Annotated in this window: 17 protein-coding genes; 8 read left to right on the top strand and 9 right to left on the bottom strand. The window is 54.1% G+C overall.

Annotation, left to right across the window (positions count from 1 at the left end; all coding sequences use genetic code 11):
* Positions 1–16: 16 nt before the first annotated feature.
* On the bottom strand, positions 17–1,009 hold the full coding sequence (hemB, locus tag TRICHSKD4_RS23565) for a porphobilinogen synthase (protein WP_139052293.1): 993 nt from the start codon (positions 1,007–1,009) through the stop codon (positions 17–19).
* Positions 1,010–1,271: 262 nt separating this feature from the next.
* Between hemB and TRICHSKD4_RS23570 the strand changes: the two genes are divergently transcribed.
* The 7 genes from TRICHSKD4_RS23570 (at position 1,272) to TRICHSKD4_RS23600 (ending at position 7,748) form a co-directional block, all read left to right on the top strand.
* Complete coding sequence (locus tag TRICHSKD4_RS23570; protein ID WP_009759742.1) at positions 1,272–2,411, top strand: acyl-CoA dehydrogenase family protein; 1,140 nt, start codon at positions 1,272–1,274, stop codon at positions 2,409–2,411.
* A 35-nt stretch (positions 2,412–2,446) separates the two neighbouring features.
* Positions 2,447–3,481 (top strand): enoyl-CoA hydratase/isomerase family protein, encoded by a 1,035-nt coding sequence (locus tag TRICHSKD4_RS23575; protein ID WP_009759743.1) that lies wholly within the window; start codon positions 2,447–2,449, stop codon positions 3,479–3,481.
* A 33-nt stretch (positions 3,482–3,514) separates the two neighbouring features.
* Entirely contained in the window at positions 3,515–3,940 is a 426-nt protein-coding gene (locus tag TRICHSKD4_RS23580) for a DUF6163 family protein (protein ID WP_009759744.1), read from the top strand.
* 40 nt (positions 3,941–3,980) lie between these two features.
* Complete coding sequence (gene mmsB, locus TRICHSKD4_RS23585; protein ID WP_009759745.1) at positions 3,981–4,874, top strand: 3-hydroxyisobutyrate dehydrogenase; 894 nt, start codon at positions 3,981–3,983, stop codon at positions 4,872–4,874.
* A gap of 156 nt (positions 4,875–5,030) precedes the next feature.
* A complete protein-coding gene (ldtR, locus tag TRICHSKD4_RS23590; RefSeq protein ID WP_009759746.1) occupies positions 5,031–5,543 on the top strand; it encodes a transcriptional regulator LdtR in 513 nt (170 codons plus the stop codon).
* 341 nt (positions 5,544–5,884) lie between these two features.
* A complete protein-coding gene (locus TRICHSKD4_RS23595) occupies positions 5,885–7,198 on the top strand; it encodes a murein L,D-transpeptidase (RefSeq protein WP_009759747.1) in 1,314 nt (437 codons plus the stop codon).
* A 247-nt stretch (positions 7,199–7,445) separates the two neighbouring features.
* A complete protein-coding gene (locus TRICHSKD4_RS23600) occupies positions 7,446–7,748 on the top strand; it encodes a twin-arginine translocation signal domain-containing protein (RefSeq protein ID WP_040617374.1) in 303 nt (100 codons plus the stop codon).
* A 115-nt stretch (positions 7,749–7,863) separates the two neighbouring features.
* Here the strand turns inward: TRICHSKD4_RS23600 and TRICHSKD4_RS23605 are convergent, their stop codons facing one another.
* Both TRICHSKD4_RS23605 and TRICHSKD4_RS23610 read right to left on the bottom strand, forming a co-directional pair.
* Entirely contained in the window at positions 7,864–8,148 is a 285-nt protein-coding gene (locus tag TRICHSKD4_RS23605) for a ribbon-helix-helix domain-containing protein (protein ID WP_040615830.1), read from the bottom strand.
* Positions 8,149–8,307: 159 nt separating this feature from the next.
* On the bottom strand, positions 8,308–9,660 hold the full coding sequence (locus TRICHSKD4_RS23610) for an IS1380 family transposase (RefSeq protein ID WP_009466009.1): 1,353 nt from the start codon (positions 9,658–9,660) through the stop codon (positions 8,308–8,310).
* A gap of 105 nt (positions 9,661–9,765) precedes the next feature.
* Here TRICHSKD4_RS23610 and TRICHSKD4_RS23615 point away from each other — a divergent pair, with 105 nt between their 5' ends.
* Entirely contained in the window at positions 9,766–9,993 is a 228-nt protein-coding gene (locus TRICHSKD4_RS23615; RefSeq protein ID WP_009759749.1) for an EAL domain-containing protein, read from the top strand.
* Positions 9,994–10,005: 12 nt separating this feature from the next.
* Here TRICHSKD4_RS23615 and TRICHSKD4_RS23620 read toward each other — a convergent pair whose 3' ends face one another.
* The 6 genes from TRICHSKD4_RS23620 to TRICHSKD4_RS23645 all read right to left on the bottom strand — a co-directional run bounded on the left by TRICHSKD4_RS23620 (position 10,006) and on the right by TRICHSKD4_RS23645 (position 21,126).
* Complete coding sequence (locus TRICHSKD4_RS23620) at positions 10,006–11,463, bottom strand: NAD-dependent succinate-semialdehyde dehydrogenase (protein WP_009759750.1); 1,458 nt, start codon at positions 11,461–11,463, stop codon at positions 10,006–10,008.
* A 140-nt stretch (positions 11,464–11,603) separates the two neighbouring features.
* Complete coding sequence (locus tag TRICHSKD4_RS23625) at positions 11,604–11,996, bottom strand: helix-turn-helix domain-containing protein (RefSeq protein WP_009759751.1); 393 nt, start codon at positions 11,994–11,996, stop codon at positions 11,604–11,606.
* A 246-nt stretch (positions 11,997–12,242) separates the two neighbouring features.
* Positions 12,243–16,622 (bottom strand): translocation/assembly module TamB domain-containing protein, encoded by a 4,380-nt coding sequence (locus TRICHSKD4_RS23630; protein ID WP_009759752.1) that lies wholly within the window; start codon positions 16,620–16,622, stop codon positions 12,243–12,245.
* 29 nt (positions 16,623–16,651) lie between these two features.
* Entirely contained in the window at positions 16,652–18,544 is a 1,893-nt protein-coding gene (locus tag TRICHSKD4_RS23635; protein WP_009759753.1) for an autotransporter assembly complex family protein, read from the bottom strand.
* Positions 18,545–18,906: 362 nt separating this feature from the next.
* Positions 18,907–19,818 carry a bifunctional methylenetetrahydrofolate dehydrogenase/methenyltetrahydrofolate cyclohydrolase FolD gene (gene folD, locus TRICHSKD4_RS23640; protein ID WP_040617520.1) on the bottom strand — a complete coding sequence of 304 codons (912 nt, stop codon included), beginning with the start codon at positions 19,816–19,818 and terminating at the stop codon, positions 18,907–18,909.
* A 132-nt stretch (positions 19,819–19,950) separates the two neighbouring features.
* Entirely contained in the window at positions 19,951–21,126 is a 1,176-nt protein-coding gene (locus TRICHSKD4_RS23645) for an AGE family epimerase/isomerase (protein ID WP_009759756.1), read from the bottom strand.
* Between the last annotated feature and the right edge of the window lie 88 nt (positions 21,127–21,214).

The raw sequence follows: 21,214 nt of genomic DNA on the forward strand, positions 1-21,214 counted from the left end.
TTATAAAGCCAGCGAGTTATTTTGAGGCGAGCAGCTCTGCAACGCGTGGGGCAAAATATGTCAAGATGCCATCGGCGCCGGCGCGCTTGAAGGCCAGCAGGCTTTCCAGCATCACCCGCTCACCATCCAGCCAACCATTTGCACTGGCAGCTTCTATCATCGCGAATTCGCCAGACACTTGATAGGCATAGGTCGGAACCTGAAATTCGTCCTTCAAACGGCGCACGATATCGAGATAGGGAAGGCCCGGCTTCACCATCACCATGTCCGCGCCTTCTTGAAGGTCCAGCTCGGTCTCGCGCAAGGCTTCGTCCGTATTGGCCGGGTCCATCTGATAAGTGCGTTTGTCGCCAATCAAAGTCGCGTTGGTTCCCACCGCATCACGGAAGGGGCCGTAAAAACCGGAGGCATATTTCGCTGAATAGGCCATGATCTGAACATCGCGAAAGCCGTTTGCATCCAAAGCCTGTCGGATAGCACCGATTCGCCCGTCCATCATGTCAGAGGGGGCGATGACGTCGGCTCCAGCTTGGGCCTGAAGCAGGGCCTGATGGCAGAGCTGGGAAACCGTCTCGTCATTGAGGATTGTTTCGCCCTCCATCACCCCGTCATGGCCGTGGCTTGTGTATGGGTCTAGCGCCACGTCAGTCATCAGCCCGACATTCAGGCCCTTGTCCTTGATCGCCCGGCAGGCCCGGCAGACAAGATTTTGGTCATTGAGCGCTTCTGTTCCCACCGCATCGCGGAGATCCGGGTCGGTGTTCGGGAACAGCGCGACCGCAGGAATGCCAAGAGCTGCGGCGCTTTCCACTTCGCCAACCGCAATATCTACGGAATAGCGGAAAACGCCGGGCATGGAAGGCACCGGTTCGCGAACACCTTCGCCATCAACGAGCAAGATTGGCCAGATAAGGTCGTCAACGGTGAGCGTGTTTTCCCGAACCAACCGTCTGGACCAATCCGTCCGGCGGTTCCGGCGCATGCGTCTGCCACCCAGCAGAGTGTCCATCTGGTCGCCGGAAATGCTGGGTTTATCGAATGAAGACGTCATGGAAAGGTCCTGATAGGCGCGCGCCCAAAGGGCAGAAGAAGTGATTTCGGGCGCAGACACTATCATGAGAATAGGCACTCTCCAATAGGGGTAAAAGATGCTGTAATATATGAATAAATATTGTTTGTTTGACCAAAGCGTCAAAACGAGATAAGCCATTCCCAACACTGGTTCAAAGCAGATGGTCCGGATTGCGCCGGGCAAACTGGGAGGTTCGGACGTGGATTTTGCACTGAACGAAGATCAGCGCGCATTTCAGGATATGGCAGCTGCCTTTGCCCGGGATGAGATGGAACCTCATGCCCGCGAGTGGGACGAGAACTCGGTCTTCCCGGTTGATACCTTGCGAAAGGCGGCAAGCCTCGGCTTTGGCGGGATCTATGTACGCGAAGATGTTGGCGGCTCTGCGCTTACGCGCACAGACGCTGCCATAATCTTTGAAGAGCTCTCCAAGGGCTGCACGTCGACAGCGGCCTTTATTTCCATTCACAACATGGCAGCCTGGATGATCGACACATTCGGCAGCGAAGAACTTCGGCAGAAGTATCTTCCACGCATGTGTACGATGGAATTGATCGGCAGCTACTGCCTGACCGAGCCGGGGTCAGGCTCCGATGCGGCAAGCCTTCGGACCAAGGCGGTAGATGATGGCGATCATTATGTTTTGAACGGTTCCAAGGCCTTTATCTCCGGCGGTGGAGCATCTGATCTTTATGTCACCATGGTGCGTACCGGCGGGGAGGGGCCAAGCGGTATCTCCTGTGTGGTCATCGAAAAAGACGCGCCGGGCCTCAGCTTCGGCGCTCAGGAAATCAAGATGGGCTGGAAGAGCCAGCCAACAGCGCAGGTGAACTTTCAAGATTGCCGCGTTCCAAAAGCAAATCGCATTGGCAATGAAGGCGAAGGTTTCAAATTTGCCATGGCGGGGCTCGATGGCGGACGGATCAACATCGGCGCCTGTTCCTTGGGTGCTGCTCAAACTTGTCTGGATCGGGCGACCGAGTATCTGAAAGAACGCAAACAATTCGGCAAGGCCTTGGCAGAGTTTCAAGCGCTGCAGTTCCGGCTTGCGGATATGGCAACGGAACTGGAAGCCGCCCGGTTGCTGCTTTTGAAAGCGGCTGGCGAAGTGGATGCAAAATCAGCTGATGCTAACAAGTTGGCTGCCATGGCGAAACGTCTTGCCACCGATACAGGGTTCAAGGTGGTCAACGAAGCCCTGCAGCTACACGGCGGCTATGGATATCTGCGAGACTACCCAATTGAACGTTTCCTACGCGATGTTCGGGTGCATCAAATTCTTGAAGGCACCAACGAGATCATGCGCGTCATCATTGCCCGTCATCTTCTCAAAGGTTGAGTAGCGGGCCTTTTATTTCCTTTGGAGACATTTCAGTGACCAAAGATATTCTGTTCGAGGTGCGCGGCCATGCCGGGTTCATTACGCTTAATCGGCCCAAAGCCCTTAACGCACTAACCCACGATATGGCCATCGCCTTGGCCCGGCAGTTGGCTGCATGGGAAACGGACGATCACGTCCGCCATGTGGTTATTCGCGGGGCAGGGGAAAAGGCATTTTGTGCTGGCGGCGATATCCGGAACCTGTATGACGCCAAGCAAGCCGGTAAAACGGATGGCTTGAGTGATTTCTTTCAGGATGAGTACCGACTGAACCAGCGGATCAAGTCTTATCCCAAACCCTACATCGCATTGATTGACGGCATAGTCATGGGCGGCGGTGTTGGAGTGTCCGTTCATGGCTCTCATCGTGTTGGCACCGAGAACATGATGTTTTCCATGCCGGAAGTGGGAATCGGTTTCTTCCCGGACGTAGGCGGCACCTATTTTTTGCCTCGCATGCCGAAATCCACGGGAATTTATTGCGCTCTGAGCGCTGGGCGTTTGAAGCAGGCAGATGCACTGGCAACCGGTGTTCTGACCCATGCAGTTTCGCGCGAAAAACTATCGGAATTGGAGAGCGCTCTGGAAACAGCCGAGGATGTCGATGCGCTTCTGGCGTCATTTTCGGCCGATACGGGTCCAGCCCCGTTGATGGAGCGGGCTGAACAAGTAGATCGCATCTTCGGACTTGGGTCCGTCGGCGAAATTCTGTCGGCTCTGGAGGTTGAGGCTGACGAATGGGCCACAAAGACGGCTGCCACCATCCGCAGCAGATCGCCAACCAGTGTGCGCGTCGCCTTTGAACAAATGCAGCGCGGGGCGAAGCTTGATTTTACCGAATGCATGAAACTGGAATTTCGGATCGTCAACGAAGTACTGCGCCAGCAAGACTTTTATGAAGGCGTCCGCGCTGTTCTCCTGGACCGGGATCAAAGCCCAAATTGGCAGCCCGCGACTTTGGAGGAAGTGGACACGAAGGCGCTGGAAGCGTATTTCGAAGAACCGGATTGCGGCGATCTAACGTTCTAGGGTCGCCTGACCTCTTCTTCTTTTGGAGCTGCCATGCTGACCAATCTCCAGGACATTGTCGGATCACGGCTACACTGGAACACCTTGCTGGTTTGGTACCTGCGGGCCATGGCGCTTTTGCTGATTGGGGGCGGGGTCATTCACTGGGCGCGAATTGTCGGATACGTGCCTTGGCGCGAAGTCTGGTTCTGGGACATGCCACTGGCATGGCAGACAGCCACTGTCTTTTTTGGCGTTCTTGATTTGGTGGCGGCCATCGGTCTGTGGCTGACGGTGTCGTGGGGAACGGTCATGTGGATCTTCCGCGCCTTCTGCCAGATCGTCATGCACACTGTGTTTTGGGAGATATTTGGACGGCGTCCTTATGAGATCAGCTTCTATCTCCTGACAATCAGCATCTTCGCCCTTCTTTATTATATGTCCTTGCGCGAACACCGCGCGCGGACACCCGCGTCGTGACGCACCTGCGTTTCGGCCAACTATCTTTCGGAGGAATGTAATGAGTACGCGGATCGGATTTATCGGCCTTGGGAACATGGGAGGCCCAATGGCAGCAAATCTGGTCAAGGCCGGACACGATGTTCTGGGTTTTGATCTGGCAGAAGACGCACTGGCTGCATTGGAGCAGGCTGGCGGCAAGCGCGCTGGCAGTGTGGTAGAGCTTGCACAGCATGGGGAAGTGATCGTCTCCATGCTGCCTGCTGGCGCGCATGTGCGCAAAATCTACATGGAAGAGGGCGGCATTCTGGAAAACGCCAATCAAGGCACTGTCCTGATCGATAGCTCCACGATTGATGTTGACAGCGCACGGGTCGTTGCAGCCGCTGCAGCTGAAAAGGGCATGCCGATGGTCGACGCGCCAGTCTCCGGTGGTGTGGGCGGCGCGACTGCTGGCACGTTGACCTTCATGGTTGGCGGTCCACAAGACGCATTTGCCAAGGCACAGCCCTATCTGGACATCATGGGCAAGAATATTGTGCATGCAGGTGGCGCCGGAAACGGGCAGGCAGCGAAGATATGTAACAACATGATCCTCGGCATTTCCATGATTGGCGTGTCGGAAGCATTCGTTCTGGCCGAGCGTTTGGGACTCGATGCGCAAAACCTTTTTGACATCGCCTCAACCGCCTCTGGTCAATGTTGGTCACTAACTTCTTACTGTCCTGTCCCAGGTCCGGTGCCAGCTTCCCCTGCCAATAATGACTACAAGCCGGGGTTCGCGGCTGAAATGATGTTAAAGGACCTTAAGCTTGCTCAGGAGGCCGCTGGAAGCGCCGGAGCCGCGACGCCGCTTGGTGCCGAAGCGTCAGTTTTGTACGACCTTTTCTGCAAAAGCGGCGGCCAAGGATCTGATTTCTCTGCGATCGTGAACTTCTTGAGGGGATCAAGGTAAACAAGTCTTTGATGACAGGTGGTCAAAGTAGATTGAAATTTTAACCGATGATTTATCTTGTCTCTTAAGCGGATATTAGAAGCGAGTCTGTAATCTTCAGTCATGGTGGAAAGAAAAAAACAACCACTAATGACAGGATAAAAAGAGGCGCAAAACATGATCACCGCGAATAGGGCAGTCGATGCTGTGATACAGAACGAAGAGGAAGCGGAAATCAAACCGCTCTACCTCGAAGCTCTGACGCTCGTTGAGCGTTTGCACAGACGACTACTTGATGTCATCAAAGATGAATTTGACCGGATGGGCCGCTCTGACGTGAACAGCGTACAGGCGCTCCTTCTGTTCAATATTGGCGATGCTGAGCTAACAGCGGGTGAACTGCGGACGCGCGGTTACTATCTGGGCTCAAACGTCTCCTACAATCTGAAGAAGCTGGTGGAAACTGGCTATATTCACCACCAGCGCTCCCGCATGGACCGTCGGTCCGTTCGTGTCAGCCTGACTGACAAAGGCCAGGAGGTTGCCCGGATCGTGAACGATCTTTACGAGCGTCACATGCTGTCTGTTGAGCAAGTTGGTGAAATCAACCGCGAAGATTTCGCGAACCTGAACAAGTCTTTGAAGCGCCTTGAGCGGTTCTGGACCGATCAGATCCTGTATCGCCTCTAAGCGATCACGGTTTCTTTATTACCAAAACGCCGCTGCGGGGCCCGCAGCGGCGTTTTTCGTTTTTGACTGAGGTGTTTGCGCTGTCTGCGGCTGGCGCCGCCAAGGTTTCTGCCGAATTCCCGACATGATGTGAACACATTGCAGTGTCTTATGGGACACATATATTCCTGACAGGACGCGCGAGAAACGGACGCCAGTCGGTCAATTCAGCACCTTGTTGCCGATTTGCATCCACAGGTTGCCGGAAATTTGTTAAACGTCAGCGGATATAGTCGCCGTCGAAGACCAAACATGGCGGGTTTTGGTCAGCCGATACACAGAATTTAAGTGGGAGAGAACACATGCTCGTGTTCCCGAACAAAATGAAGTCTTCGATCCAGGCTCTGCCCGCAAAAAGCGCGTTCTGCCTTGCTGCCGGACTTGCTGCATTTGGCGGTGGCCTGTCGTCAGCATCCGCCGAATCTCCCTTGCAGGCCCTTCAACAATATAATCAACGCGTTGAGTGGCAGGACGATTTCCAGAGCACGGTACAAAGCCTGAAGGCCCTGGAATCGTCAGCGCCTACATTGTCGCCTGAGACGGCAGACTACATGGGTGTGGCCATCGACCGGTATTCCCGCATCGTGCAACTGGGTGGCTGGGGCGGTGTCACGTCTGGTGGCCGTGCGCTTCGGATTGGGTCCAAAGACAACAGGGTTGTCGAACTTCGCCAGCGTTTGATGGCGTCCGGTGACCTGCAGCAAAACGCGGGCATGTCGAGTGTATTCGATTCGTATGTCGACGCAGCCGTTCGCCGGTTCCAGTTGCGCCACGGCCTTCTGCCAGATGGTGTTGTCGGGGAATCCACAATCGTGGCGCTCAATGTTCCGGCCAATGTGCGTTTGCGCCAGTTGGAAACAAACCTCGTGCGCCTTCGGTCCATGTCCGGCTTTTTGGGTGATCGCTACGTGATGGTGAACATTCCAGCTGCCGAAATCGAGGCTGTTGAATATGGCCGGGTGCGGTCTCGCCACACAGCTGTTGTTGGCAAGATTGATCGCCAGACACCCATTTTGAACAGCAAGATTTATGAGCTGAACTTTAACCCGTACTGGACGGTTCCTGTTTCGATCATCCGCAAGGATTTGATTCCGAAAATGAAGCAGGATCCGCAGTATCTCGCCAAAAACCGGATCCGGATCTTTGATTGGAAGGGCAACGAACTTGCCTGGCAGCAGATCGACTGGAATACGGACGAGGCAACTAAGTACCAGTTCCGTCAGGAGCCGGGTGAAATCAACTCCTTGGGCAGTGTGCGGATCAACTTCCACAACAAGCACCAAGTTTATCTTCACGATACGCCGTCCAAAACGCTGTTCGGCTCCGACTATCGGTTCCACTCCTCAGGCTGTGTTCGGGTCCAAAACGTTCGCGAAATGGTGACGTGGCTCCTGCAGTCAACTACGCCGGATTGGGACCGTGCGCGCGTTGATCAGGTCATCCGCACAGGTGCGCGTGAAGACGTTCGTCTGAAATCCAGCATCCCGCTTTATCTGACTTACATAACGGCCTGGGCTAATGCGGACGGTGTGATTCATTTCCGCGATGATGTTTACAATCGCGATGGTCTTTACAACGGTGGCAATGTTGATGGCTTCACGGTCAGCCTGCAGTAATCTCAGTTATATAACCCTCTAAAACCCGCACTCACCGTCATCACGAAACACAATTAAACTCAACGACAAACGGTGCAGCAAAGTCGCAAATGTAAACCTCATGACAGAAAAGGCTCTACACTCAAGCGCCCAACTTCAATAAATGATACTCGATAAAATTGCGTATTATATTTGGTGAAAACACAGATTGCACCCTAACTGGGCTTAATCTAAGTTCTCTGAATTATTTTTGGAGCAAGGACCTAAAATGACCACCAGACGTGATTTTATGAAGGCAGTTCCAACTGTTGGCGCTGCATTTGTCGTAGCTGGTAAAATAGCTCTTGATGAAACGCCTGCTCGGGCCCAATCAGCATCGCCGCTTGAAGGTCACTTTCACCCAAAGGGCAAAGCGCCTTCAGAAAATACATTAAAACGGCAAAAACCAACCGACGAATTCTCCCAATGGCTGGAGGAGAGTTGGGTCTCAGGTCACCCCCTGCACCCCAACGATCTGAGCCTCTGCCAGAGCGACGCGCGGGCTTATGAACACCTCTCCATCACCGCTTAGAATTTTAAACCCGGATAAGCCCGAAGGCTCGTTTGTCAATTTCGTAAAAAAATATGCGGCGCGCAACGGCTCTCAACATGCCAGATTGTTGTAATGTCATCATGATGACATGTCATCATGTTGTGTATTTATCAAAGAGCATTTGAAAAGATTCTTCAATCATATCATTGACCGAGCGGCCTTGTTCAATCGCCAGCATTTTAAGCTTACGGCGGGTTTCATCCGAAACAAACGCCCCAACCTGTACCTTGTTGGCACGGCTTGGCGGTTTTCCTTCGGCCTTGGCTTCAAGTTTGCGTATAGGTGTAACGGTCTGTCCTGCTGCGGATTCCAGTGCTGCAATATATAATCGGATATTTCCCAAGTAACTGTGTGTTGCGACGAGGTTGACCGTTTTCACGGACGTTTGCAACTCTGACGGCAGCGTTGTCGGGGCGATTATCGATTTTGACGGTTACGTAAGCGCGGTTTTTGAGCTTTTCGTGGACTTTATCCCGTTTGGGCTGCGACAAGACACAGCTGTGGAGCCGCATTTGTGTTGGTTTCGTTGTTTGGAGCGTCATGCAGGCCTCGGCGGGGGCTTGAGGGCGCGGATTGCGGCGAGGATTCGTCCGAAGACGTAGCCTGATACAGCCACCTCTGCCAGTTGGAACGTGATTTTGCGCGCATGGCGTACGACCTTTGCCCCGATTTTGATGAGGCGGCTCTGGATACTTGTCAGCGACCAGTCGGCGACCTCTTCCGGGAGGTCTAGCCCTTGCAGGAAGACACCAAGGTTATACGCCAATGCGTGAAGCTGAAGCCGGACCTCATTGTCACAGAACCGCTTGCAGGACAGGCGGGTCCAAGTGATGGCGTTCTTGCCTTCTTTGATGTGCTGTTCGGCTGTGCCGCGCTGATTGTAGAAGCGGATGATCCATTCCGGCTCCATCGGCAAGTTGGTGACGACAAAACCCACGCGAGGGAATAGATCACCGGGATACCATTCGATCTTGGCAACCACCTGACGGGGCTTGCTCCATGAAGCAGCCTGATACTCAAAAACCTCATAGAAGCGCTTGATCTTTGTCTTTGAGGGACGTCCCACGGGGCGGGTCAGCTGATGGCTGATCTTCTCTTCCAGCACAGCGTTCTTTTTGAGGCGGATGGCGTAGCGGTACCCTTCAGCCTCTAAAGTCTCGTAAAGTTCCGGAATGGCAAAGGCGGCATCAGCGCGAAAGAAGCGCATGATGTCGCGCTCTGCATAGCGCGCAATGACGGGTATCAGAAGAGCCTTCCAGTCATCCGCGCTGTGGACGCTGCCATTGCGCAGGGCACAGCGTTCCAAGTGGCCAAACTGATTGAAGATGAACAATGGGTGATAGCAGTTGCAGCCGAAATGCCCGTTCCATGCGGTTCCCTCCTGAGCGCCATGGGTGGGGCTGACAGAGCTATCCATGTCCAAGGTGATGTAGTTCAGTCCTTGGCGACCATGCACCGCATCAATCCATTGACCGGGCATATCGGCCAAGGCTTCCCTGTTGGCGGCAGTCGCGAGCACCTCAGTCTCAAAGCGGCCCATCTGGGAGGAGGATGCCGCCTGAGTGTCAACGGCACGGCCCCCGATAATCTGGCGCATTACCGGGTCACGCGACAGACGCACGGCATCATTCACATCTTCATAGCCCGCAAGGCGACCAAATATCGATTGGCGCAGCAGGCCCATCAAGGTGTGAACGCCATTCTTACCTTTGCGGGTATCCCGAAGGAACCGAACCGCTTTGCCGAAAAGGCCAAGGGCGTCATCAAGCTCCCGGTAAAGCAGAAGACCGCCATCAGAACTGATCTTTGAACCGTGGAATTCCAACCGCACCCGAGGGTCAAAATCCAGCCGAAAATCGCTCTCAGAACCCGCACCCGTTGGGTGTGCCATTTTTCAGCCCTCCGTCATCAAGTAACACGCTGTAATATAAAGAGAAAAATAGGATAGAAGAAGCTAAATCAGCTGACTACTTGGGAAATCCGGGCTCAGACCATTGTGGATCTTGCCCGTGCGTTTGATTTGAAGGTGGTTGCCGAAGGCATCGAGAATGAAGAGCAGCACCTGCTGCTGCGCGAGCTGGGCTGTGATCTCGGGCAGGGTTATCACTACGGAAAACCGATGGATCTTGAGACATTCTGCAAGACTTATGGCCTTGAAGCAGAAGCTGCTCCTGTGATCACACAAGAGCAGCCTCTCAAGCTTGATGTCGGGGCTCAGAGCTGAGGCAGCTCTGGTTTAAAGTCCCAAACCTCCAATGCAGCTGTATTTGATGTTGAGATAGTCATCGAGGCCATATTTTGAGCCTTCGTTGCCGATCCCGCTGTCCTTGACGCCACCAAATGGGGCCACTTCGGTGGTAATGACGCCTTCGTTGACGCCCACCAGCCCGTATTCCAGCTGTTCCATCATCCGGAAGCTGCGGCCAAGATCGCTGGTGTAAAAATAGCAGGCCAAACCGTATTCGGTGTTGTTGGCCAGAGCTACAATTTCGTCCTCGGTTTCAAACTTGAACAGTGCTGCCAGTGGACCAAAGGTTTCCTCTTGGGCAACGCGCATGTCTGGTGTCGCGTTGGCGATCAAGGTGGGGGCAAAGAACGTGCCCGCGCTGCCAACCCTTGATCCGCCTGCTTTCAAAGAACCGCCTTTTTCCAGCGCGTCTTTTACATGAGAATCGACTTTTTCCAACGCTGCTTCGTTGATCAGCGGTCCTTGAGTGATGCCCGTTTCAAGGCCGTTGCCAGGGATCAAGTCCGCGTCCATCGCCGCTTTCAGTTTTTCCGCAAACGCCTCGTAAACACCGGCTTGAACGTAGATCCGGTTTGCGCAAACGCAGGTTTGGCCGCTGTTTCTGAACTTTGATGCGATTGCACCCGCGACAGCTTTATCGAGGTCCGCGTCGTCGAACACGATGAAGGGCGCGTTGCCGCCAAGCTCCATGGAGATCTTCTTCATATGCTGACCGGCTTGTGCGGCCAGCAGTTTGCCAACGCGGGTGGAGCCGGTGAAGGTGATCTTGCGCAGATCGGGGTTTTCGCACATCTCCGCGCCTATCTCAGCGGCATTGCCGGTCAGGATGTTGATGACACCGCCAGGCAGGCCAGCTTTTTCTGCCATGACCCCAAAGGCCAGAGCGGAATAGGGGGTAAATTCGGAAGGCTTGATGACAATTGTACACCCGGCGGCCAGCGCGGCCCCTAGTTTGCGGGCAATCATCGAGTTTGGAAAATTCCAAGGCGTAATTGCCCCGGCAACGCCGACCGGTTCCTTGGTCACGAGGATGCGCCTGTCGGCCCAAGGAGACGGGATCGTATCGCCGTAAACGCGTTTTCCTTCTTCGGCATAAAACCGGATGTATTTCACACCAAGTGCGATTTCCCCTTTCGCCTCGGCAAGTGGTTTGCCCATTTCTGTGGTCAGGAGCGCAGCGAGGTCAGCAATTTGCTCCATAATCGCATCGCAAAGCTTATGCATATGCTCGGAGCGGGCTTCAGCTGTCAGTTTTTTCCACGGCTTCAGCGCTTTGTGGGCTGCGGAAATGGCTTTTTTGGTTTCATCACGGCCACAATTGGGAACCTCACCGATTGGCTCCCAGGTCGCTGGATTGGTCACGCCCAGCGTTTCCCCACTGTTGGCTGAAATCCATGTCCCGTCGATGAAATTCGCATTTTTGATAAGCGCTGGATCAAACGACATTTATCACTCCCATGAAGGCTTGTGTCACAGCTTAGGCGTTGTGATCACATTTCTTTATAGGAGTGATAAGTGGCCTCAGACTGAGCTTCAAGGCCGAATAATGGAAGGATGGTTCGATTGATTGGTTGACGGTGTGTGGATCAGCTCAATTCATCAATTCGCAGTTTCAAACGTTCGATTTCTTCGGTCAAAGCCAGCGCATGCTTATGGACCTTGTCGAGTGACAGACGAACGTTTTCGATATCCGTCAGCACAACATCTTCTTCCATCGGAGAAGAGCCGCGCCCCACGAGCAGCCATGTCGGGCTGACGTTCAGTACACCGGCCAGCAGCACCAACTTGTTGGAACGGGGTTCTGAGCGATCACTTTCCCAACCTTGCAGGGTTGAGGATTTGACACCAAGGCGACGAGCCAGCTGAGCTGTTGACAAGCCAGCTGCATCCCGCGCGCGGCAGATACGTTCTCCGAGTGTGTAGTCGGTTGTCTCTGGCATGGTGGTATCGGAAACGTCCCTCAAATAGCTGGCAGTCATCGTCAGTCTCCACAAATCGCCTCAAGTTTCAAGGTTTCGGGCCGTTATTGGCATCCTTGCACGCGGAAAGTGCAGGCTGCAACCGGGGTGTCGGACACAGGCCATAGCATGACGGGTAATAGCAACGATATGAGCAAAAATCGCAGGTTTTGCGCGGTTTTTGTAAAAATCGGAACTAAAGTTGGTACTGAAATGATGCCAAATTTTCCCTGAGCACAGGCCTAGCCCACCCAAGTCATGCAGCTATCAATATTCGCGCTCAAAGAAAATTCCCGCCTTGGATGAGCCGTCTGCACCAACTTCGCCGCGAAGTTTCAATCCCCGGTCCAGATCGATGTCAACTTGAACGCGGCTGGAATCTGAACCGGTTCCCTGTTCGACACCCAGATAAATGTTGTCATTGATGTACTTTCCGACAGAGACCGATGTTTCACCTTCGCTGTCAGTGTTGATGTCAATGGCATCCAAACCCAACGATTTTCGAATTTGAGCCAATGGACCATTGTCGCTTCCGCCTGTCAGGGTCTGAATTGCGGCTGCCAATTGGGCAATTTGGGCTGGGGAAAGATTGCCAACGCTTTTTCCAAAAAGCAACAAGGCCAACACTTCATCTTGAGGCCGTTCTGGAGAAGACGTGAATGAAATTTCAGGGTCGTCAGCTTCTCCGGCAACACGAACCGTGATTTGCGTGTCTGAGACAGTTGTTGTTGCGGCAAAGTCGATGATCGGCGTGAAAGAGCCGTCAAAGGTGGCACTTCCCGTCGAAAAGACCATGCGGCGGGTCAAAATATCCAACTGCCCGCGTTTCATGGTGAAGGCACCTACGGCCTGTGGGTCATCTGTTGTTCCGGCAATTTTCAGGCTACCCTGCAATTCTGCATCCAGACCTCGACCTCTGATGAATATCCGCCCCGGCGCGGAAACCGTAACGTCAAGTCGCGGTGGGGCGTTACCCGTCCCTGACTTCTTTTCCGGTGTCTTGTCTGCGCCCATGGCTTTCATTTGTTGCTCAACTGCCTTTGGCGCATTGACGTGCTGAACGGCAATAGGGGACACAGTTCCTGACAGGTTTTCCGGAATTGAAATGTCGGCCCGCTTGATGACCACATTTCCCGCAACAAGGGCTGATTGTGAAGGACTGGCCATAGGCCTCTTGACTGCGATGTTTGCGCCCACAGTTGCGGCAAGCAGTCCGGGCTGGATGATACGACCTTCGTCAACGCTGGCCCTGATATCTGCCGGCATTCCGTCAGCCAGACCGACTGACCCTGAGACCGAGAGCGTTCCGCCCGTTGAAATATCTCCGCGCAGGGTGTTGATCTGAACCCCGTCAGGCGTCGCACTGATGTTTCCGGTCACGTTTTGCAGTTTCATGCCTGTGTTGAGGCTGGTGGCTGTCAGGCCATTGGGCTGGACGGTGACGTTGTAATTCGGGGCATTGATGCTGCCATTTATAGTTCCCGAAATTGCGAGTGCTCCTGCGGCTGATATGCCTGCTTCCGTCAGCGGACGCCGTAGGACACTCATTGGAACAGAGCCGGAAAGGGAGATGGCCAAAGGTTGATTGCCGGAAAGCGTGACTGATCCATCCGCACTGAGCGATAGGCCAGATGGATTGGTAACTTTGGTCTGCTGTTTCACTGTCTGCTTCTGAAAGCTTCCGTTAGAGGTCAGACCAAGGGCTTGAAGACCGTTTTGGCGCAAGGGTGTCACCGTCAAACCGGTCCCCTGCAGCGACCAGGTGGCTTTTGGATCTGCTGGTGACCCTGTGGCTTTGACAGTTCCGCTCACGGTTCCAGCAAGGCCAAGGTCCGGGACAAAGCCGTTGGCAAGTGAAACCGGAATGGCCTTCAACGATGCATTTATGTCGAGGTCGGCGCCAGCCGTTCCAGAAACGGACAAGGTGCCATTTCCCAGCGCTAAATCCAGTGGCGACAGGTGTGTGGTGCCGTTTTCCGTTGTGATCGTTGCCGGGCTGCGAAGTGACGTTTCCAGCCCCTCAAAACGTCCTTTGAAGCTGTTGAGGGCAAGTTCCAGTCCAGCAGGTAAAGACTTGAGGGTCGCGTTTGCATCAAGTCCGTCTTGAGAGCCTCCCTCAAAGAGGCGGACCCTTGCTGCCAAGGCCGTTGCACCGGGGGCAGGGGTTGCTGTCAGCTTGACGGAGTGAATTGCCTGACTGCCGGTAAAAATGTCCTCGCCATCCAATTGGGCGGTCAGCGCCGACGGATCGATTGGAGTTGGTAAGGAAAAGGCAAGTGTGAGTTTGGTGATGCTGCTGCCTGCGGCTTCAAGTTTGTCCGCATTGAGTGTTGCGCGCAGTTGGTGCCGCCCGTTGGCGTCGTCTGCAACCAATTTGCCCGCCAATTGGCCAGACAATTCTGTGAGCGCAAGCGGTGAGAGCTCTGAAAGTTTTGGAGCGTCAAGCGTCAGCTCACCCTTGAGTGTTTCGAGCGGTTTGGCGGGGTTGCTGATTGTGAATGCGCCAGTTGCCTCGTTGGACCCAAGCCGCGCAACAAGTGGACTGACATTGAGCGCAGTTCCGTCCTGATTGGCTTCCATATCCACTTTCAGAGGAAGCTCACCGAGTTTGCCGTTGATGACAACAGACCCACTTGGCGCAGATGGAGAGAGCGTCGCGTCGACATCAACGGCCAGGGCAGTGAGCGGTGTCTCTGCCAAAAACAGCTCGTCTGACTGGCTGGAGAGTTTGATGTGCGGGGCAGAAAGTGGGCCGTTGATGTCTGCGTTCAGCGCCAGTTGTCCATTGATTTGTGCGTCGAGTTTGGAGAGGTCCGGCAAGCTGGTGGTCACATTTGCAGTGACTGTGTCCCCATCCAATTCACCTGTGGCGTTTGCCTCCACATAATCGCCCTTCAAGGAGACTGACTTAAGGTGGATGGTATCTAAAGCTTCGACTTCCACATTGGTGGTCAGATAGGTGCGCGCGCCAAGCAGATTGTCGGCTTGGGAGATGCCGGTTGTCAGGCCATGCCCTGTGAGTGAAAGAGTAAGCGCAGCCTTTTTGTCTTGCGGGACGCTGCTCACTTCGAAGTTTCCGCCAACGGACCCGGAAAGAGGACGCGCTGCAAGCGTTGAAAATGCCGCAAGTTTTGGAAGCTTTAATTGTCCTTCAAGCACTGCATCAGATGGCGAGTACTTGACCTTGGTCAAATCGATCCGAGCCAAGTTTGTCGTCAGAACCCCTTGAGACAAACTATAGGATGCTTCTGCCGTGTCGAGGTCTCCGGCGAGCGACAAGCGAACCTCGCCGTCAAACTGCTCCAGTTCAACATCGGGCAAATTGATACCAGTCACGCTGGCATCGACGGCAACATCTGTTTTCAAGGTGTCGTTTTCAATCAGTCCGTTTTGACCGGAAATACTGAAGTTAGCCTTTTGATAGCTGGCTGCTGGCAGGCGAAGGTTGGTCGAGGACACATTGGCGTGCCAATCAAACACGCTCAGCGTTCCAGAAGTTGCGGCGTCCAGATGCAGCGGGCCAAAGGTGATGGTCTGATCGGCTAATTCCAGGGCAATGACCGCACCGTCTCCGGCGGAAACATCCAGATTGGCTTTTCCGTTTAATGCTGCCGATTGGCGATCAAAAGAGGCTTCTGCATCAAGTGCAACGGTGTTTGTTTTCAGCCCCAGTTTACCGCTTTTCGGCATGAAGTCCGTATCCAGCGCCATAGAGCCCGATGCTCGGGTGGTGCCTTGCACAAAGGCTCCGACCGCTGGAGGGGCGAGCTGTTCCAAGTCGCCGTTTAGGGCAAATTCCAGGACATACCCTGCTCCCGTCTCGGTAATGCGAGCCGTGCCTGCAGCGGTTTTTTGATCATCAAGTGCCACATAAAGTGCAGCGGCCCAATCGTCCAATGGACCATCGCCAGACAAATTGATGTCCAGTGCAGGCAACCCTTCGATCTTGCCAAGGGAGGCGACCAGACCGCCGCGTGGTTCATCGACTTCAAGAGCAAACGTCAAAATCCGTTCGTTCGGGATAAAGGTTGCCTGCGCTGTGATCAGCCCCTCAATTCCGTCGACCCTGGTGAGGCTTACGCCACCGGAGACAGCGAGAGGTTTTGGGTCTGCTGCGGCATTTGCTTCCACTGAATAAGAGATTGGTTGGCCAACCAAACCTGAGCCAATATCAAGCGTGTTGATCGCCAGTTGATCCAGCTTGAGTGTCAGGCCGAGGGGAATGCCGCTGGAGTTTGACGGTTCTTCCAGATCCGGGGCTGGCGCCTCTTTGTGCGGCGTTTGAGGTGCGCGCAAGACTGAGAGTTTGCTCAAGGAAATGGAAGTAACTTCGATCTGCTTGCCAAAGAGCTTCAGGGGTGCCCAGCGAATTTGAAGGTCTTCCGCGCTCAGCCATTCTCCTTGTTTGTCGGCAAGGGAAAGGCTTGTGAGAGCAATTACTGACAGTCCGGGGCTGATGGAAAGCTGTTCAAGCTTGACCACTTGATCTGGAGTTGAGGCCAGCGAACTGATCAGATCAGCAACGGATTTCTGGCCGAAAGGGAACTGGAGAAACGCAATAAAACCAACAAACACTGCCATCAAGATGGCCGTGAGCCACGCGACAGTTTTCACGATCAGTTTTCCGAAGCGGAACAAAAATTTCATGTGCAATCAACGGCCTAAGCCAAGGGATGTCAGAACGCCTGACTTAATCCGACATATAGGGCGAAATCAGGGTCATCCTTTTCCGGGTCAAGAGGAATGGCGGCATCAACCCGCAGCGGGCCAATCGGGGTGAAATATCGAATGCCCGCGCCAACCCCGATCTTGAAGGGTTCTGAAAAGTCGGGAATTTCGTCCTCATAGGCATTGCCTGCATCTACGAAGCCGACAACACCAATTTTATCGGTTACCTTCACGCGCACTTCACCAGAAAACTCAAGAAGCGAACGACCGCCAACAACCTCACCGTTTACCCGTGGCCCGACGTTTCGGTAAGCGTACCCACGAATGGAACCACCGCCGCCTGCAATCAAACGGCGATTGGCAGGTATATCCTGAATTTCTGGACCCAAGATGGTGCCCGCAGACACTTTGCCTGCCAAAATGAAGCGTTTGGCATCGTCCAATGCAACATAGGTCGACGCGGTGCCTCGGATGAACAGCATTTGATTGTTCTGCAACGTGTCATAGGCGGGTTCAACGGCCAGAACGCTGAAAACGCCCTTGGATGGGTTCAGCTTGTCGTCTCGCGTGTCCCAAGTCAGATCGGTTGGAATGCTGAAAAGCAGGTAATCTGAATTTCCAAACACATCCTCTTCGTTGGCGTAGGTAACTGCCGCACCGATCCGGCCATTCAATTGGTCGGAGAATTTACGTTGGTAGTAGGCGTCAAAAGTTACCCAACGGCTAGTATAGGCATCCGGGTTCTCCTGCTTGGCAGTCAGGCTGGAGGTGAACTTGGTCAGTGGACCGAAGGCTCCCGGCTTTTCAAAGACAATGCGGGCGGAATATTCCATGTCGCCGACATCCTTGTTGCCGATCCGGCCGACAGAGCCTTCAACGGAAAGCAGTTCGCCGCGCCCAAACAGATTTCGGCGTCGCCAATAAGCCTCGAGCCCAATGCCTTCGGTGCTGGACCAAGAAGCGCCTGCGCCTATGACATGACGTTTGCGTTCGGTGACCTCAATGGTGATCGGCATGGTGCCATCCGGCCCGGCAATATCACCTTCAACAAAGCGGATGGAACCGAATATGCCTAGTTCATTGAGTCGCTTGCGTGCGTCTTTTAATTCTTCAGGTGAATAGGTTTTGCCTTCCGGGATCATGGTCTGACGAGCTACAAACTGAGGATCAGTGACCTCGGTACCCGCGACAGATACCGGCCCAAACCGGGCCCTGTTCCCAGAAGAGACGGTAAGGGTAACATCCAGCGTCTTGTTGGAGTGATCGGCGACGATGACGCGTTCGGCGATCTTGGCTTTCGGATACCCCTGATCTTGCAGGTTTTTGGTTAGGCGCGCTTCTGCTGTGCGCACTTCACCGGACTTTGCGACCGCACCCGGACGAAGGCCCCAGTCTGCTGCATCTGCGGGAAGGTCTGGTTCAGACCCAGGTGTATCTACAAACTGAATTTTGACTTCGCCAAAGAGAAATTCCGGACCAGGGTCGATTGAAATGGCCACGCTAGCTGGCGGTGAACCCGGAAGGGTGCCGTTTTCCAGTGCCTGTTCCAGCGAAACTCCATCAAGGGATATATCAACTGTTCCGCCATAATAGCCAGCTGCATAAAGCTGGCCAATCAGGGCTTCCTGATCTGAAAGGGCGCGCGATATCAATCCGGTGACGCCAGAAGGCAGCGTTTCCTGTTTGGAAAGCAGGATCGATCGAGCTCTAAGCGTCTTTTTCAGGTAAGAATCGGTTGGCTGGGTAAATGTCAGCTCTGAGGTGTAGGCGTACGGGTCTTCGACAGCTGGTGTTTCAGCCTCTTCACTTTCGAAAAATTTGAATCCGAATAGATCGAGCGCATTTGCATCTTCAATCGGCGCCAGACTGATCAAAAGCGCAGTGAAGAAGGTTAAAAGCATTGATTTTAAAGGGGAATATACGTTCGGTGAAGCTCGCTCATCAGAACAAATATATCCTTTCCGTTGTGCAACTCTTGCGCAGCAGTTCAGACTTATCATGTTCGACGGTCGACGCGTCACTCACCCCCCGCCTTTGCAAAAACGCTTTCCCGGATCATCTTATGACGACCGAATATGTCTGTTTAAAGAGCAATTTCCGGTGAAACCCAAGTCCCAAAATACACTTTTTGCGTTAAAAATGTTTCAGCCCTCGCTGTGTTATCGGGTGACGGGAATAAAGGTGGCAGTGGTCTGAAGAAAAACGGCCCGCACGGATTATGCCGTGTAGGCCGTTTTCGTCAAAGAATACAGTGATTTCGGATTTAGAAGACTGGGTCGGCTTCTGGAAGGCCAAGTTGGCGGCGGGCTGCTGTGACCGTGTTGGCCATCAACATGGCAATGGTCATCGGACCAACGCCGCCGGGAACAGGCGTGATGGCGCCTGCGTGTTCGGCTGCCTCTTCATATGCAACATCGCCGACGAGCCGCGTTTTGCCTTCGCCTTTTTCAGGCGCTGGAACACGGTTGATTCCAACGTCAATGACAGTCGCTCCTGGTTTGATCCAATCGCCTTTGACCATTTCTGGGCGGCCAACCGCAGCAACCACAATATCGGCTGCACGAACCACTTCGGACAAATCCTTGGTGCGGCTATGGGCGATTGTGATCGTGCAGCTTTCCTGCAGAAGCAAGCTGGCCATAGGCTTGCCGACAATGTTGGACCGGCCAACGATGACGGCTGTTTTTCCAGATAGGTTTTTGCCGAGCGCGCGCTTGATCAGAACAAGGCTTCCGGCTGGCGTGCACGGCACAAGAGCAGATGATTGCTCTCCAGCGGTCAGCAGGCCGACATTGATCGGATGAAAGCCGTCGACGTCCTTCTCCGGTTTGATGAGGTTCAGAACCTTGCTCTCATCAATATGGCCGGGCAGGGGAAGCTGCACGAGAATGCCGTGGATTGCTGCATCGTCATTCAGCTTTTGCACCATCGCCAGAAGATCGTCCTCGGATGTGTCTTCCGGCATGTCGTGTTTGACGGAATGAAAGCCGCAGGCTTCAGCGGTTTTCTGCTTGTTGCGGACATACACCTGGCTGGCCGGGTCATGGCCGACGATGACAACTGCAAGTCCCGGACGGGTCCCGTGATTTTCCAGAAGGTCCTGTGATCGACGGGTAATTTCTTCGCGAACGGATTCTGCGACTGCTTTTCCGTCAATGACTTGTGCTGCTGCCATGATCCCTGCCTGCTTTCGGGTTTGGGTGGAGGAGGTGGTGCCGCTGTCTATAGAACTGCGTGCGAGGCAGGGAAAGACTGTAAGCGTCTTTTCCTTGCCCGGTTTCGTCATCTGCTTGTTTTTGACACGATTTCAGAGCGTGTCCGCATAGTCTTTCAACTGACTGATCGCGCAGACGATATGATAAAAGGAGCTGGCGGGGGCCGGTTCATCCTTGAACGTTCCGTCTTCTTCAATCTTGTCGCGCCAAAGACCTGCAGGCACGTCAGCATAGTATTCTTCCAAGGCATCGCAGGCAGATATTATGTCTTCCTGATAGCCGGTCTGTTCCACGCCAAAGGAGAGGCAGGCGAGAACACAGGCGGCCTTGATCCATTCGGTTTGCCCCCAAAGACGCGCCATCGGATCATGAACGCTGAAGTCGTCATGGAGCGACATGATGGCGACTTGCCGCTCGCGGTCGATGCCATGGGTGCGGCCGATTTGGTAAACACGGCGGGCAGCGTGCAGGGCAATTGGTTCCTTGCGGGACGTCCCCCACAAGGTGAGCAACCAAGCCCATTCAAACTGATGGCCGGGTTCCATGATCCGACCCTGATCGCCCGGCATCGGCGACCAGTCGTGATCGAAAAACTCCCGCAAGCCGCCGCTGACGGGATCAATGAAGCGGGTCAGGGCGAGTTCAGCAATCATGTCGGCGAGGTCTGTCCAACGCGCGTCGGGTTCCACGTTTTCCAGCGCCAACATGGCTTCAAACAAGTGCATTTGCGGATTGGAGCGCAACGGCAGCCGGTCCGGATTGTCCTCGCGAAACCCGATTTCTGAATGAGCCAGTGTCTCTTGCAGATGGTCCATCAGGGAATGTGCGCGGGCCAGAGCGTCGTCCTTCAGGTCGTCCAAAGTTTTTGCAATATGGGCAAAAGCAAACAGCGCGAAGGCTTGATTGTAGAGGTCAAAACCCTCGTCCGCAGAAGCTCCCGCCTGCGTTGCAGCTGAGATCACTGTGCCATCTGGCTTGAAGTAGGTCTTCAGATACCATTCGTAGCCTGCGCGACTGATCGTTTGCCAATCGCCAGACCAACCGAGTTTGCCACCCTCCAGAAACGAATAAATCTGACGGGGCTGAACCCGCGCCCGGCAATCCGCGTTCGTTGCTTTCTGGGTGTCCAGCGCAATCGCCTCAGCAAAGCCCCCCGTTTGTTCAAAACGCCCCACACTTGCCCAAATCGGCAGGGCCTTTTCGGTCAGCCAATTCAAATGTTGGGCTGATTTTTCCTGAATTTGGACATTCAATTCGGTGGCGGGCATGAGTGAACCTTCAAAACACGGGAATTTCAGGATCGGTCATAGAAGGTTTTGACAGACTGGTCGAGAGTGTGGAGGAAAAGGAATAAGG

Origin of the sequence: Roseibium sp. TrichSKD4 (assembly GCF_000148725.1) — a bacterium.
Taxonomy (GTDB): Bacteria; Pseudomonadota; Alphaproteobacteria; order Rhizobiales; family Stappiaceae; genus Roseibium.

Coding starts and splice junctions, on each gene's coding strand:
- ldtR (WP_009759746.1), top strand. CDS start 5,031: ATGATCACCGCGAATAGGGCAGTCGATGCTGTGATACAGAACGAAGAG.
- TRICHSKD4_RS23580 (WP_009759744.1), top strand. CDS start 3,515: ATGCTGACCAATCTCCAGGACATTGTCGGATCACGGCTACACTGGAAC.
- TRICHSKD4_RS23635 (WP_009759753.1), bottom strand. CDS start 18,544: ATGCTTTTAACCTTCTTCACTGCGCTTTTGATCAGTCTGGCGCCGATT.
- TRICHSKD4_RS23600 (WP_040617374.1), top strand. CDS start 7,446: ATGACCACCAGACGTGATTTTATGAAGGCAGTTCCAACTGTTGGCGCT.
- TRICHSKD4_RS23625 (WP_009759751.1), bottom strand. CDS start 11,996: ATGACTGCCAGCTATTTGAGGGACGTTTCCGATACCACCATGCCAGAG.
- TRICHSKD4_RS23630 (WP_009759752.1), bottom strand. CDS start 16,622: ATGAAATTTTTGTTCCGCTTCGGAAAACTGATCGTGAAAACTGTCGCG.
- TRICHSKD4_RS23595 (WP_009759747.1), top strand. CDS start 5,885: ATGCTCGTGTTCCCGAACAAAATGAAGTCTTCGATCCAGGCTCTGCCC.
- hemB (WP_139052293.1), bottom strand. CDS start 1,009: ATGGACACTCTGCTGGGTGGCAGACGCATGCGCCGGAACCGCCGGACG.
- TRICHSKD4_RS23645 (WP_009759756.1), bottom strand. CDS start 21,126: ATGCCCGCCACCGAATTGAATGTCCAAATTCAGGAAAAATCAGCCCAA.
- TRICHSKD4_RS23610 (WP_009466009.1), bottom strand. CDS start 9,660: ATGGCACACCCAACGGGTGCGGGTTCTGAGAGCGATTTTCGGCTGGAT.
- TRICHSKD4_RS23620 (WP_009759750.1), bottom strand. CDS start 11,463: ATGTCGTTTGATCCAGCGCTTATCAAAAATGCGAATTTCATCGACGGG.
- mmsB (WP_009759745.1), top strand. CDS start 3,981: ATGAGTACGCGGATCGGATTTATCGGCCTTGGGAACATGGGAGGCCCA.
- folD (WP_040617520.1), bottom strand. CDS start 19,818: ATGGCAGCAGCACAAGTCATTGACGGAAAAGCAGTCGCAGAATCCGTT.